Origin of the sequence: Hanstruepera neustonica, from assembly GCF_002895005.1 — a bacterium.
GTDB lineage: Bacteria > Bacteroidota > Bacteroidia > Flavobacteriales > Flavobacteriaceae > Hanstruepera > Hanstruepera neustonica.
In genome coordinates this window covers 180,807-196,709 of record NZ_POWF01000001.1, presented here as the reverse complement: position 1 = coordinate 196,709, position 15,903 = coordinate 180,807, and the positions used below count along the sequence as shown (strand labels likewise).

At 36.6% G+C, this 15,903-nt stretch carries 7 protein-coding genes; 5 read left to right on the top strand and 2 right to left on the bottom strand.

Annotated elements, in window-relative coordinates:
* The first annotated feature begins 4 nt into the window (after positions 1-4).
* The 3 genes from C1T31_RS00880 to C1T31_RS00870 all read left to right on the top strand — a co-directional run bounded on the left by C1T31_RS00880 (position 5) and on the right by C1T31_RS00870 (position 3,787).
* Positions 5-2,332: a penicillin-binding protein 1A gene (locus tag C1T31_RS00880; protein ID WP_103050579.1), complete on the top strand. Its 2,328-nt coding sequence runs from the start codon at positions 5-7 to the stop codon at positions 2,330-2,332.
* Positions 2,333-2,420: 88 nt separating this feature from the next.
* Positions 2,421-3,122: a CoA transferase subunit A gene (locus C1T31_RS00875; RefSeq protein ID WP_103050578.1), complete on the top strand. Its 702-nt coding sequence runs from the start codon at positions 2,421-2,423 to the stop codon at positions 3,120-3,122.
* A 2-nt stretch (positions 3,123-3,124) separates the two neighbouring features.
* Positions 3,125-3,787 carry a 3-oxoacid CoA-transferase subunit B gene (locus tag C1T31_RS00870; protein ID WP_103050577.1) on the top strand — a complete coding sequence of 221 codons (663 nt, stop codon included), beginning with the start codon at positions 3,125-3,127 and terminating at the stop codon, positions 3,785-3,787.
* Between the two features lie 412 nt (positions 3,788-4,199).
* On the opposite strand, the gene C1T31_RS00865 is transcribed toward C1T31_RS00870, so the two are convergent.
* Positions 4,200-5,891 (bottom strand): ABC transporter ATP-binding protein, encoded by a 1,692-nt coding sequence (locus C1T31_RS00865; RefSeq protein ID WP_103050576.1) that lies wholly within the window; start codon positions 5,889-5,891, stop codon positions 4,200-4,202.
* 140 nt (positions 5,892-6,031) lie between these two features.
* On the opposite strand from C1T31_RS00865, the gene C1T31_RS00860 reads away from it, so the two are divergent.
* Both C1T31_RS00860 and C1T31_RS00855 read left to right on the top strand, forming a co-directional pair.
* Positions 6,032-9,922, top strand: coding sequence for a M14 family zinc carboxypeptidase (locus C1T31_RS00860; RefSeq protein WP_103050575.1), 3,891 nt, complete (start codon positions 6,032-6,034; stop codon positions 9,920-9,922).
* 112 nt (positions 9,923-10,034) lie between these two features.
* Entirely contained in the window at positions 10,035-15,137 is a 5,103-nt protein-coding gene (locus C1T31_RS00855; protein ID WP_103050574.1) for a reprolysin-like metallopeptidase, read from the top strand.
* Positions 15,138-15,188: 51 nt separating this feature from the next.
* On the opposite strand, the gene C1T31_RS00850 is transcribed toward C1T31_RS00855, so the two are convergent.
* The gene (locus C1T31_RS00850; protein ID WP_103050573.1) at positions 15,189-15,902 is read right to left on the bottom strand and encodes a 3'-5' exonuclease; all 714 of its coding nucleotides are present in this window, start codon (positions 15,900-15,902) and stop codon (positions 15,189-15,191) included.
* Between the last annotated feature and the right edge of the window lies 1 nt (position 15,903).

Here is a 15,903-nt window from a genome sequence, read left to right as displayed (position 1 = left end):
ATTCATGGCTAAAAAGAAACAAACAAATCAAACACAAGATTTCCAGAGGTATGTAAGATGGTTTTGGAAATTGTTTTTAGGTGGCATTTTATTTGTTGTGCTAATTTTTTTATTGGCATCTTGGGGCGTTTTTGGCGAAATGCCTGACCATACGGTTTTAGAAAACCCCAAAACAAATTTAGCTACAGAAATTATATCTTCTGATGGAAAAACGCTGGGTAAGTTTTATTTTAATGATAACCGAACACCAGTAGGGTATGATGAACTACCAAAACATTTAGTTGATGCTTTGGTCGCAACTGAAGATGCACGATTTTTTGAACACTCTGGAATTGATGCACGTGGAACTTTGAGGGCAGTAGTCAAATTGGGTAGTGGAGGAGGAGCCAGTACTATTTCACAACAATTGGCCAAACAGTTATTTCACGGTGAAGGCTCTTCAAATATTATTGAAAGGGTATTACAAAAAGCTAAAGAGTGGATTATTGCCATACGTTTGGAACGTCAATATACCAAAGAGGAAATCATAGCTATGTATTTTAATATTTATGATTTTGGCAATAATGCTGATGGTATTCGTTCGGCAGCTAGTATTTATTTTGATAAAGAGCCTAATGAATTGGATATTAAAGAATCGGCTATGTTGGTAGGGATGTTTAAAAATTCATCACTTTATAATCCAAGAGAACATCGTAATCCAGTTGGTACTCGAAATAGAAGAAATGTAGTGCTCTATCAGATGGAGAAGTATGATTATATTTCTGAAGAAACTAAAGATTCTCTTCAAGCTTTGGATCTGGGCTTGCGCTATTCACCACAATCTCATAGAGACGGAATTGCAACTTACTTTCGGGCATATTTAGATGGATTCATGAAGGACTGGATTAAAAACAATCCAAAACCTGATGGCGAAAAATACAACTTGTATGGAGATGGTTTAAAAGTTTATACAACTATTGACTCCCGTATGCAGCAATATGCTGAAGATGCTGTACAACAACACATGCCGCGACTGCAAGCAGAATTTGATCATCAAAATACACCAGACCGAAATCCAACAGCACCATTTCTGGAATTAAGCAATAGTGAAATAGATGCCTTGATGAAACGCGGAATGCGTCAATCGGAGCGGTGGCGAGTCATGAAAACAGAAGGTAAATCTGAAGAGGAAATTATTGCTTCGTTTGATAAACCAACTAATATGACTGTTTTTTCATGGAAGGGTGAAATAGACACTATCATGAAGCCTATGGATTCCATGCGATATTATAAATCATTTCTACACCCAGGAATGATGTCAATGGACCCTAAAACAGGCCATGTAAAAGCTTGGGTTGGTGGTATGAATTATAAGCATTTTCAGTATGATCATGTCAATCAAGGAAAGCGACAAGTGGGTTCAACTTTCAAGCCATTTGTTTATGCAACCGCTATTGATCAGTTACATTTATCACCGTGTTATAAAATGCCGCGTTCCCAAATTACTATAGAAGCGGGTCGTCATGGAACCTTGGAACCTTGGACACCTAAAAATTCTGATGGTGTTTATGGTGGCGAGTTAACTCTTAAAGCAGCCTTGGCCAATTCAGTGAACACAATTACGGCAAGGCTTATTGATAAGGTAGGTCCACAACCGGTTATCGATTTGGTAGAAAAGTTAGGAGTAGAATCCAATATTCCACCAGTACCTTCTATTGCCTTGGGAACTGCCGATTTAAACGTTTATGAAATGGTTGCAGCTTATGCAACGTTCGCAAATAAAGGGGTTTACACTAAACCCGTAATGGTAACCCATATTGAGGATAAAAATGGCACTATTTTGTATCAATTTACTCCAGAATCTCGTGATGTTATTAGTGAAGAAACGGCCTATGTAACTGTGAAGTTGATGGAAGGTGTTACAGAAGGTGGTTCTGGTGTGCGATTGCGCACCAAAGGAGCCGATTCCTATCGAGCAGATTACCGCGAAATAGTCACGGGTTATCCTTATGAGTTTAAAAACCCAATTGCAGGTAAAACGGGAACGACGCAAAACCAAAGTGATGGTTGGTTCATGGGTATGGTACCAAATTTAGTTACTGGTGTTTGGGTGGGAGCAGAAGATCGTGCTGCACACTTTTCATCTATAACCTATGGTCAAGGTGCAGCCATGGCATTACCTATCTGGGCAGTATATATGAAGGCTTGTTATGAAGATGATACACTTAATATTTCTAAAGCAGAATTTGAAAGACCAAAAGAGCTTGCTATTGAGGTAGATTGTGAAACTTATGAACAAGAAGCAAGCGACAACTTGCCAAGTGAAGAAGTCCCTGATGAGCTAGATTTTTAAGGTTATTTCACATTTCAAAAATCTAATGCCATTCACTTTCGAATGGCTTTTTTATTTTGTATTTTTCGACTTCAAAATATGAATAAAAATGATTAATAAACAAGTATCAGGTGTGCAAGAAGCCATAGCTGGAGTAGCTAATGATATGACCTGCATGTTTGGTGGTTTTGGGTTGAGCGGTATTCCTGAAAATGCTATAGCAGCATTAGTGAAATTGGGTGTTAAAGGATTGACCTGTATATCTAACAATGCTGGTGTTGATGATTTTGGTTTAGGCTTACTGCTACACCAGCATCAAATAAAAAAAATGGTATCATCTTATGTGGGTGAAAATGATGAATTTGAACGTCAAATGTTAAGTGGTGAATTGGATGTAGAACTCATTCCACAAGGTACTTTAGCCGAGCGCTGTCGCGCAGCTCAAGCTGGATTTCCGGCTGTTTATACACCAGCAGGTTTTGGAACAGAAGTCGCTGAGGGGAAAGAAACTCGTGAATTTGATGGCAAGATGTATGTTTTGGAACATGCTTTTAAAGCGGACTTTGCCTTTGTAAAAGCTTGGAAAGGAGATGCAGCAGGAAACCTGATTTTTAAGGGAACAGCCAGAAACTTTAACCCTAATATGTGTGGTGCTGCAAAGATTACGGTTGCTGAAGTTGAAGAGTTGGTGCCTGTTGGCGAGTTAGATCCTAATCAAATCCATATTCCAGGAATTTTTGTGCAACGTATTTTCCAAGGCGAAAAGTATGAGAAACGTATTGAGCAACGTACAGTAAGAAAAAGAGATTAATTATGGCTTTAGATAAAAATGGAATTGCTAAACGTATAGCAAAAGAGGTTCAAGACGGTTATTATGTAAATTTAGGAATCGGTATTCCTACGTTAGTTGCCAATTATGTGCGAGATGATATAGAAGTTGAGTTTCAAAGTGAAAATGGTGTTTTGGGAATGGGGCCTTTCCCTTTTGAAGGCGAAGAAGATGCTGATATTATCAATGCGGGAAAACAAACCATTACTACCTTGCCCGGAGCCAGTTTTTTTGATTCGGCTATGAGTTTTTCAATGATTCGCGGACAGCATGTTCACCTAACTATTTTAGGTGCTATGGAAGTTGCTGAAAATGGTGATATTGCTAATTGGAAAATACCAGGACGCATGGTGAAGGGTATGGGTGGCGCTATGGATTTGGTAGCCAGTGCCGAAAATATTATTGTGGCTATGATGCATACCAACAAAGCTGGTGAATCTAAATTATTGAAGAGATGCACCTTACCATTGACTGGTGTTGGCTGTGTAAAAAAAATAGTAACCAATTTGGCAGTTCTTGAAGTTACTAATTCAGGTTTTAAATTATTGGAACGTGCACCAGGTGTTTCTGTTGAAGACATCCAAAAAGCCACAGAAGGGACTTTAATTGTTGAAGGTGATATTCCTGTAATGGTTATTAAAAATTAGTATCAATTAACATATTTATATAATATAATGGAAAGCCGTGCATTTAACACGGCTTTTTTTATTATAAAAATGTAAGAAAAAAGACTTTAAAACAAGTTAAATGTTAAAATTTAATGCATTTTATCGATTAATTATGTATTTAAGCGTATTTATTAAAAATAAGTTACATATTAGCAGTCCCAAATTTAATGAACTGATTAACCAACTTTTTTAAAATTTGAATTATAATTTCCCCAAATCTATTATAATTTAAGTTTGAAGAAAAACCCAAATCTACCATAAAACCTACGTTATGAATTTTGCCTCAAATCTACCTGAACAACCTACTTATAAAATGGGTTTGAGTGCAAAAATTCATAGAACCAAACAATTCCTTAAAAGCTTAATTTATTTAACTAAAAAGTTGTTTATGCTATAAACCTTTTGGGATGGCATGAATGAGTTTTTTGGTATAATCTTTCTGTGGGTTAGCGTAAATAATATCAGCATCATCCATTTCTTCTATCTTGCCACTATTCATTACAATTAAATTATCTGACATGTATTTTACAACTGCCAGATCATGAGAAATGAAAATATAGGTAAAACCAAAATTATCCTTCAAATCGCTGAGTAAATTTAAAACTTGAGCCTGAACTGAAATATCCAAAGCCGAAACGGATTCGTCACAAATAATTAATTTTGGTTCAAGTGCTATAGCTCTGGCAATTCCAATACGCTGCCTTTGACCCCCTGAAAACTCATGCGGATATCTATTGAAAACAGAAGAATCCAATCCTACTTTGTCGAGTAAATCATAAACCAGAGTTTCTCTTTCAGATGTGCTTTTGCCTATACCATGAACCATCATGGGTTCCATAATCGCTTTTCCAACAGGGATTCTGGGATTTAATGATGCAAAGGGATCTTGAAAAATAATTTGAATGTCTTTTCGCAATTCACGAGTAGCGGCTTTTGATAGATTGCTAATGTCATTTCCTTTATATAAAATACGCCCTTTTGTGGCTTTGTCTAAAAGTAAAATAGCATTAGACAGAGTTGATTTACCACAACCAGACTCACCAACAAGCCCCAGAGTTTCACCTTCGTAAAGTTTAAAATTAACATTGTTTACAGCCTTAAAGCTATGAGGACTCGAAAACCAATCCGATTTTGAAATATACTCCTTTTCAAGATTTATAACCTCCAAAAGAGGCGGCTTGGAGTATAATTTTTTATGTGTTTCTTGACGTTCTTTGGTAGTAATTACGTCATGGTTAACAGTGTCGTTCATATAATCATTGATGGTAGCAAGCCTTTTATACCTGACCTGTAGGTTTGGTCTAGAATTAATCAATGCTTTTGTATAAGTATGGTTTGGAGATTTAAAAATTTCAATAACCAATCCTTGCTCGACAATGTTACCTTGGTACATGACCAAGACCCTATCAGAAATTTCAGAGATAAGAGCCAAATCGTGACTAATAAAAATAATACTCATGCCCTCATCTTTTTGAAGCTGCTTTAATAACAAGATAATTTCTTTCTGAACTGTCACATCCAATGCCGTGGTTGGTTCATCTGCAATTAAAATTTTTGGCTTACAGGCTATGGCCATGGCAATCATGACACGCTGTTTTTGTCCACCTGATATTTCATGAGGATACGCTTTAAAAACACGCGCTGGATCTGGAAGTTTTACTTTTTCAAATAGTTGTAGCGTTTCGTTTTTTACATCTTCCTTGCTTAATGAGGTATGTTGTAGTAGAATTTCAGCTACTTGTTTTCCGCATCTCATAGAAGGGTTAAGGGAACTCATAGGTTCCTGAAATATCATGGCGATGTTATTCCCACGAATTACTTGAAGCTCTTTTGATGCTAATTTCGTTAAGTCTGTAGCGTTGAAATTAATTGTTCCTGAAGTAATTTTTGATATTTTTTTGGGAAGTAAACCAAGAATTGCCAGTGATGATACCGATTTTCCAGATCCTGACTCTCCCACAATTCCAAGAATTTCATTGGGGCTTAGGTCAAAGGAAATATTGTGGATAATTTCTTTTCCAATACCATTGCTAAAGAAAGAAATTGATAAATCGGATACGGTTAAAATTGGTGTTATAGGCATATTTTAAATATATAAAATTCAAATGACGGCAAGCATTAATCATTTCTATATTTTTTTCATAACATGTTAACAAGTCATTGTGAGGGTTAAAATTTTTTTTGATAAAAACATTAATTTTAGTGAATAAATCCAACCAAATAATGAAAGCAAAAATTACCCTTATTGTTCTTTTGTTTAGTATGTCTTTTGTGTTCTCACAAAATAACTCCAGAGCAAAAGCCGAAGAATTTTTAAGTCAAAAAGGCGAAGTTAACTTTAGTTTTAAAATTAATGATGTCTCTGAAATTGAGAATTGGACGAACCAATTGTCAATTTTGAATTATGATCCCAGATCTAAAACAGTTTATGCTTGGGCAAATACCCAGCAGTTTAGACGTTTTCAAGAAAGTGGTATTGAATATTTTGTAGAAGATGCTGATAACATCATTGGCCCACAACTCATGTCTAATCAAGTTGTAGTACCTCCCAATCAAAGATTGGTATCCACCCTGGTATTTCCATTAACTGCTTACCCCACCTATTCAGATTATGCACAACAAATGCAGGATTTTGAAACGACTTACCCAAGTTTATGTCAGATAGTTGATATTGGTGGAACAACAGAAGGTGTTGGAGGTGGAAACAAAAGATTGTTATTTGCCAAGATTTCTGCCAATGTTTCTACGAATGAACAAGAGCCTAGGATGATGTACACCTCATCTATGCATGGTGATGAAATTGCAGGATACCCAATGATGTTAGAGCTAATCAATTATTTATTGACAGTTTATAATGATACCGGACATCCTGACCATTTAAGAGTAAAGAATTTATTGGATACTACAGAAATTTGGATTAATCCAAGCGCCAATCCCGATGGTACTTATTATGGAGATCCTACAAACACATCGGTTGCTAATGCGAGACGCGCTAATGACAATGGATGGGATCTAAACCGAAATTATCCAGATAATATTGGCGGTGCGCATCCTGATGGAAATTCAAATTATGAACTAGAGACGCAACATTTTATGGCTTTGGCAGATAATTATCATTTTGTGTTGTCCGCCAATTTTCACGGTGGTACAGAAGTTGTCAATTATCCATGGGATAATACATATACACGACATCCAGATGACGCCTGGTTCTTTTTGATAAGTCAAGAATATGCTGAAAATTGTCAAAATAACAGCCCTAATGGCTATATGGATGCCATGTATACCAACTATGTTTTTCCAGGCGTAACCAACGGTGCGGATTGGTATCGCGTTGAAGGGGGAAGACAAGATTATATGAATTACTATCAACAATGTAAAGAGACAACCATTGAATTATCCAATACAAAAACAATTCCAGCATCTCAATTAAATGATCATTGGAATTATAACCGTGAAGCTTTATTGGATTATTTAGAACAAGGCACTTATGGTTTTCGAGGTGTTGTGAGAGATGCCGCAACCAATAATCCCATTGAGGCTAAAATTACGCTGGTAGGGCATGATGCAGTCAATTCACATACAATAACAGAATTACCTTATGGGGATTTTTATAGACCAACCATTGCAGGAACATATGATATCTTATTTGAAGCTGATTGTTATCAATCCTTTACGTTAGCAAATCAAAGTATTTCAAATTATCAAACAGTTACTATTAGTGATATATTGTTGAATCCGTTAGCTTCAACAGCCCCATCAGGATTAAATGCATCCAATGTCCAATCTGATTCAGCCACCGTAAGTTGGGATAGCCCAAGTAGCTCAAATTATGATTGCCGATACCGAACAGTTGGATCTTCAAATTGGAATACAATCAACACCAATACTAATTCCGTAAATCTATCAGGATTAGTGACAGCTACCGAATATGAAGTTCAGGTAAGAAGTAATTGTAATTCTAGCTCGTCACCTTATAGCAATTCCATTTATTTCACCACAACAAATGATGTTACAGTTAGCGCTAGCTATTTTGAAACGGGAATGGATGATTGGGTAGAAGGTGGAAATGATTGCTCGAGAACAGCCACGTCTTATTCTTATGAAGGCAGTTATTCGGTTAGATTAAGAGATGGTTCTGGAGTTTCTTCAGCAATGACTTCACAAACTTTTGACTTAAGTTCCTATGATGAGGTGACTATTAGTTTCTATTATTATGCCAGCGGTATGGAGAATGGCAAAGATTTTTGGTTACGATACTATAATGGGTCATCATGGTCAACATTGGCGACATATACTTCTGGAGTTGATTTTAGTAATAACTCATTCTATTCGGCGTCATTTACATTGGATGCATCACAATACAATTTACCGGCTAACGCACAATTTAGAATTCAGTGTGATGCTCAAAGAAAGAATGATCAGGTTTACATAGACCAAGTTATTATCTTGGGAATGTTGTCAGGACCCGATGTGACACCACCTAGTGTGCCATCTAATTTAACGGCTTCAAACACCACTCAAACGAGCACCGATTTAACTTGGAATGCTTCCACCGATAATATTGGGGTTACTGGATATGATGTGTATCAAAATGGAGGTTTTGTCACTAACGTATCAGGGACGTCGTATCAGGTTACTGGGTTAACACCAAGCACGGGTTATTCATTTTATGTCATTGCTAGAGATACAGCAGGTAACGCTTCCTCTGCAAGTAATTCAGAGAATATCACAACCTTGGACCCGCCAGATACGCAAGCACCTTCAGCACCAACAAATTTAACAGCAAATAATACTACTTCCTTTACAACAGATTTGAGTTGGGATGTTGCCACCGATAATGTTGGAGTTTCAGGTTACGATATTTATCAAGATGGAAGTTTTATTGCAAATGTAAGTGGTACTACATATCAGGTTGCAGGATTAAGTCCAAGTACTGCTTACACATTTTATGTTATTGCCAGAGATGCAGCAGGGAACGCTTCTAATGCTAGCAATACAGTGAATGTAACTACAGAAGCATTTGTAGATACTGTAGCACCAAGTACACCGACTGGACTTTCGGCTTCTAATACTACAGAAACGACTACTGATTTATCTTGGAATGCATCCACAGATAATATTGGAGTTGATGGCTACGATATTTATCAAGATGGAATTTTTATTGATAGCGTTTGGGGAACTTTTTATTTAGCTACTGGTTTGAGTGAAAATACCACCTACTCATTTTATGTTGTAGCTAGAGATGCAGCAGGGAATTCTTCCTCTGCTAGTAATTCAGTTAATGAAACAACATTAGCGGCGCCAACATGTAATGACGGTATTCAAAACGGTGATGAAACAGGAGTTGATTGTGGAGGTTCTTATTGCCCAATATGTCCTCCAAGTGACGTTATATTAAATCAAGGTTATTTTGAAACAGGCCTTGACGGTTGGGTTGAAGGCGGAAATGATTGTTCTAGGGTATCTTCGAGCTATTCTTACGAAGGCAGTTACTCCATGAGATTGCGAGATAATTCTGGGATTTCTTCGGCAATGACGCTGTCAAATATTGATACCTCACCTTTTTCGGAGATAGAGATAGATCTTTATTTTTATGTCAACGGTCTTAATAACGGCGAAAGTTTAATTTTTAGCTATTTTGATGGATCCACTTGGGTAGTAGCTGCTAATTTTATAGTAGGTTCTGGATACAATAACAATTCATTTAATAATGCGACAGTTGTTATTTCATCAACTCAATACAATTTTGCTTCTAATGCTGGATTTAGATTCCAATCTGCGGCATCCAAAAAAAATGAACAGATTTATGTTGATCAAATTACTATTACAGGAAGGAATGAGTCTAGTTTAAAAGTGCAACAATCAAGAGGAACAGATACAAGCCATTTTGAAAATGTGAAGCTATATCCAAATCCAGTTACTGCAAATATATTGACAGTGAAAATAGGAGAAGTAGATGCTTTCAATTATCATATTAGAAATATTTCTGGGGAGGTTCTGATTTCAGGAAATTCAACAGGTAGTATTGATGTATCATTATTGAGTTCTGGATTATATTTTATTGAATTGAATAATGGAAAATATTTATCAATTAAAAAATTCATAAAACAATAAGTGCTAATAGATTTCTACGCTAAAGATTTAAAATCAATATTTTATATATTAAAATAATAGTTATTTTAGCAGTTAAAATTTATTGCACCAAAATATACCTTAAGCATTAGATATGAAAAGAATTTTCCTATTACTAGTATTGGTTAACATGACGATTGCCTATTCTCAAAAGCGGCAATTATGGAATGAAACAGTTACTTCAAAACCGGCATTAATTAATACAGAAAAACTACAAATTCAAAATCCAAATATATTCACTTTGGATGTTGAAGGCTTAAAAGCAAGTTTAACGAATGTTCCTAAAAGAGGGAGTAATCGTCTTAATTCAAATATTGTTCTTACATTCCCTAATTCTGAAGGGAAATTGGAAAATTTTCGAATAATAGAAGCTTCTGTTTTTAGTCCAGAACTACAAGCAAGATACCCTGAAATCAGATCCTATGCAGGTCAAGGAATTGAAGATCCTTCAGCGGTTTTGAGATTTAGCATATCACCTCTTGGCTTTCAAGGAATGATTATTTCTGCTAATAAACCAGCAACATTTATAGAAGTGTTTTCTGATGATTTATCACAGTATGTCGTTTTCAAAAGAAAAGATAAACTAAATTATAATGATGCGTTTGAGTGCTCGGTTGTTGAAAGCGCTAATAGACTGTTAAATGACTCCAACAATGGATTTAGAAACAACGCCGATGATTCTATTTTAAGAACCTATCGATTGGCTGTTTCCGCTACTGGCGAATATACAAACTATCACGGCGGAACTAAACCATTGGCATTGGCAGCCATCAATAATACGATGACTCGGGTGAATGGTATATTTGAAGTGGATTTTAACGTAACCATGGTGCTTATCGCAAACACAGATGATGTCATTTATACAAATACTGCTACCGACCCTTACGGTAATACAACTGGAAGTTATAATAGTGAACTTCAGTCTACATTAACAAGTGTCATTGGTGAAGCCAATTATGATATAGGTCATTTATTCGCGAACCTTCAGAATAACGGAAATGCGGGATGTATTGGTTGCGTATGTGTTAATAATCAAAAGGGTAGTGGTTGGACATCTGCTGCTGTTCCAGAAGGAGATTTCTTTGATGTAGATTATGTGGCTCATGAGATGGGGCATCAGTTCGGAGCCAATCATACATGGACCTTTGGTGGAAACGAAGGAACCAATGTCCAAGTTGAACCAGGAAGTGGCTCTACCATCATGAGTTATGCCGGTATTACAGGAGCAACCGATGTTCAAGCTAATGTTCACCCAAACTTTCATGCGGTGTCAATTGAGCAAGTAACGGATTATATAAAAAGTACCAGCTGTCAAACCAATACCAACACAGGGAACGCTGTGCCAGTCGTAAATGCCGGGTCAGACTATACCATACCAAGAGCAACCCCTTTTGTGTTAGAAGGTACCGCAACAGATGCTGATGCAGGAGATGTATTAAGTTATTCGTGGGAACAAATGGATGAGAATAATGCCTCAACAACTTATCCAAGTACTACAGCCACTACAGGTGTCGCTTTCCGAGCTTATGAGCCTGTAACAGACAATAAGCGTTATTTCCCAAGGTTAGAGACTGTAAAAACTGGAGCAACATCATGGCAATGGGAGGCTGTTCCAAATGTGAGTAGAGCATTAAATTTTAGATTAACGGTAAGAGACAACGTTGCTGGAGGTGGTGCAAATGAAAGTGATGATATGGTTGTTAATGTCACGACTGCTGCTGGTCCTTTTGTTGTAACAGCGCCAAATACTAATGTTGCTTGGGATGCTGGGACTACACAAACTGTAACATGGAATGTTGCTGGAACGACAGGAAATGGTATTAATGCCGCTAATGTGGATATCTTTCTATCAACTGATGGAGGCGATACCTATCCAATAACATTGGCTACTGGCGTTGCAAATGATGGTTCACATGACATAGTTGTTCCAAATAACCCTGGGACACAAAATAGAATTATGGTGAGAGGTTCAAACCATATTTTCTTCGATATTTCCAATGCAAATTTTACAATTAATTTATCAACACCAACATTCTCTATGGCGGTGTCACCAGATAGTAATGAGTCTTGTACTCCTGCTACAGCTGACTACACAATAGATTTGACGTCTTTTTTAGGGTTTAACACCCCTGTTACACTATCTACAACAGGCTTACCTTCAGGTGCTTCTGAAAGCTTTTCATTGAATCCCGTGACCCCTACAGGTAGTTCGATATTGACTCTAGACCCTGGAACAGCTGCTTTTGGTACTTATATGATAACAATTACCGGTGATGGTGGTGGAATTACTAGAACATTTGACATAAGCTATACTATTTCTCCAGGTGTATTAAGTACAACTACATTGATAGCACCTGCCAACGGACAATTGGCAGTGAGCACTTCACCCACTTTAAGTTGGAATGCTGTTGCCAATAGTGATTCTTATGAGTTAGTTGTTGCAACAGACTCTGGATTATCTAATGTGGTGTCCTCTCAAACAGGGCTCACTAATACCTCGGTATCGCTTTCTGGACTATCTTATGATACCGATTATTATTGGAGAGTTAGAGCTATAAATAACTGTGCTAATGGTAATTGGTCACCAATATGGCAGTTTACTACGGACCAAGCACCGCAATGTACAGGAACTATAATTAACACGTACCCCTATTTGGAAACATTCGATGCTGGAATAGGGGATTGGACCCAAGCTACTGGCGATGATGGTAACTGGACATTAGATGCTAATGGTACCCAGTCTGGTAACACCGGTCCATCCGATGATATTACGGGAGGAGGAAATTATTTTTATACAGAGGCTTCTAATGGCGGCGGAAATTTAGGGCCAAACGCTACAGCTATTCTTAATAGTCCATGTTATGACTTGTCTGGTCTTACTGAAGCATATTTTTCTTTTTATTATCATATGTATGGATCAAATATGGGAACATTGGATTTGGAAATATCGGTTGATGATGGATCCAATTGGACCAATATTTTTACCTTAAGCGGTAATCAAGGAAATCAATGGTTTAATCATTTTATCGATTTAAGCAGTTATGTTGGAAGCAACGTAAAATTTAGATTTATTGGTACTACAGGAGGAGGTTTTCGAAGCGATATGGCCATTGACCATATAGAAATATTGGATGATATTATACCTGTTTATTGCGATTCAAATGGTAATAGCACAGTAGACGAGTATATTGGTCGTGTTCAACTAGCGAGTATTGATAATGTATCCGGAACTGGCACAACAAGTGTTGGTTATTCTGATTTCACAAGTATCAGTACTGATTTATTAAGCGGCACACAATACACAATTACCGTAACCCCAGTTTGGACTGGAACGATTTACAATGAAGGTTATGCCGTTTGGATAGACTACAATTATGATGGGGATTTTGATGATGCAGGCGAGTTAGTTTGGTCGCAACCAATTACTCAAAATACACCAGTTAGTGGAACCTTTACGGTGCCTGATGATATAGCTTTTGAAGAAAGCACTAGAATGAGAGTATCTATGAAGTATAATGGTGTCCCAACATCTTGCGAATCCTTTGATTTTGGAGAAGTAGAAGATTATACCATTAATTTGAAATACGATGGCCTATTATTTATGGATAGTGTTTGGATTCCAAATGCGCCTTCTGATTTAACAGGTTCTGACAATGCATTGATTTACAATGGATCCTACAATATTGGTTCGGATGTTGACTTAAATAATTTAACTGTAAATTCAGGCGCAGCTTTAGAAGTATTAGAAACGGGATCCATAATTTTAAATGGAGATTTAACCAATAATGGTAGCTTGGTGCTTAATTCGATATCAAATCAATATTCAAGCCTAATCACAAATGGTAGTATTTCTGGAAATGTGTCTTACAAGCGCCACGTTAATATTAATGCTAGTTCAGGTGGGAATGATTTAATTTCTGCACCAGTTACAGGTCAGACTTTTGGAGACTTTGCGTCATTAAATGCTAATATATTTTCAAATCCATCTAACCCATCAGAGAAACTTTTTGGGCCATTTGATAAGGTCACAGAATCCTATTTGACTTATGACACCAATGTTCCGGCCGAAGCAGCCATTACTCTAGATCCTGGAGTGGGCTATAGAGCTGCATCAACTAATAATAGCACGTTTACTTTTAGCGGAACGGTAAACACCGGAGTTGTTAATGTTGGAATTATTAATTCCGGAACGGTATATCCCGAATGGAATTTGGTTGGGAATCCTTACCCATCCTATATTAGACTTTCAGATTTTTTAAATGATAATGTTTCTGAATTACTGGCTACAAGTGCAGCTGTTTATGGATATGATGGCGATGCGTCAGATGGATGGGTCATTTGGAATCAAGCTTATGCTTTAGCAAACCCGAATGCATTAATTACTCCTGGGCAAGGATTTTTAGTATCCTCTAAAGTTGGGGGAGGAACCGTTTCATTTTCACCAAGTAGTCGTACCATTGGCTCAAGCGACGATTTTATTTCTGGTAGAAATAGTCAAAGAAATGATTTAGCTTATTTAAGACTTCAAATGTCAAATAATACAGATAGCTTTTATACTGATTTTTATTTTACAGATTTCGCTACAAGAGCCATGGATGTTGGTTATGATGCCACTGTTTTTAACGGGACAGCACCAAATTTCGCTATTTATTCTGCATTAGTAGAAGGGCATGAAGGTAATGACATAGCTATTCAATCGGTTGGGTATGATGAATTCAATCAAGATATTGTTTTTCCTCTGGGAATCAATGCTGCTCAAGGACAACAAATAGTGGTTGGAATTGAAAGTAATACATTGCCGGAAAACATTAATCTGTATTTAGAAGATACAGTTTTGAATACATTTACCTTGTTAAACGATTCTGACTATATACTTTCTGTATCAAGTTCATTGTCTGGACTTGGACGTTATTTTTTACATTTTGAATCACAAACGTTGTCAAACCCAGAGTTTGATTCTAATACGCTGATTATTTTTACTCAAAGCAATCCTAAAACAATCGTCATTAAAGGACATCTGGACGAAGTTACTGTTGCTAAAGTTTATGATATTCAAGGAAGATTAGTTGTAACTTCGACACTGGAAGGAGGTTCAACTTTAAATGAAATAAATGCTGATAATGTAGCTTCTGGCGTATATGTGATACAGTTGGAAAGTGATTCCATCAGTAAATCGCAGAAAATTATTATTAACTAATAAATAAACATTGATTAATAAAAAAGTCCAGATTCAAAATCTGGACTTTTTTTATAATTGAATTATTTCGTTCTCGTGGAGTAATTCATCACCTCGCAATCGTAAAAATATTTGCGCAACCGCTATCGTATCTTTCTCGCAATATGTAATTATGCGATCTATATTATTTTCTTCATAAAATACACGGTAAACTTCACTGCCATCAATATCATCTTTTGGCGAAGGTATTCCCAAGACATTGGTCAATAATTTTAAGGATGTATATGTTTTGTAATCACCAAATTTCCATAGTTCTAATGTGTCGAGATGCGGTACTTCCCATGGTTTTTTACCAAACAAGTTCAGTTTATAGGGTAATTCCAAATTATGAATGATCATACGTCTGGCTATATAAGGAAAGTCAAACTCCTTACCATTGTGGGCACAAAGCAAGTGTTTATTTTGGCTAAAATGCGTTATAAGGAGGTTTTTAAAGTCTTTCAGAATTTTAATTTCATCACCATAAAATGAGGTGACACGAAATGTTCTGATATCGCCTTGCATTTTAAAATACCCTACAGAAATACATATTATTTTGCCAAACTCGGCCCAAATACCAGCACGATCATAAAATTCTTCAGCGGTAAAATCATCTTTACGCTGATATTGTGATTTGGCTTCCCAAAGCATTCGTTTGGTCTCGTTTAAATCTGAAAAGTGCTGTGTTTCTGGAACCGTTTCAATGTCCAAAAACAGAATGTTTTCAAGATTTAATTTACTAATCATG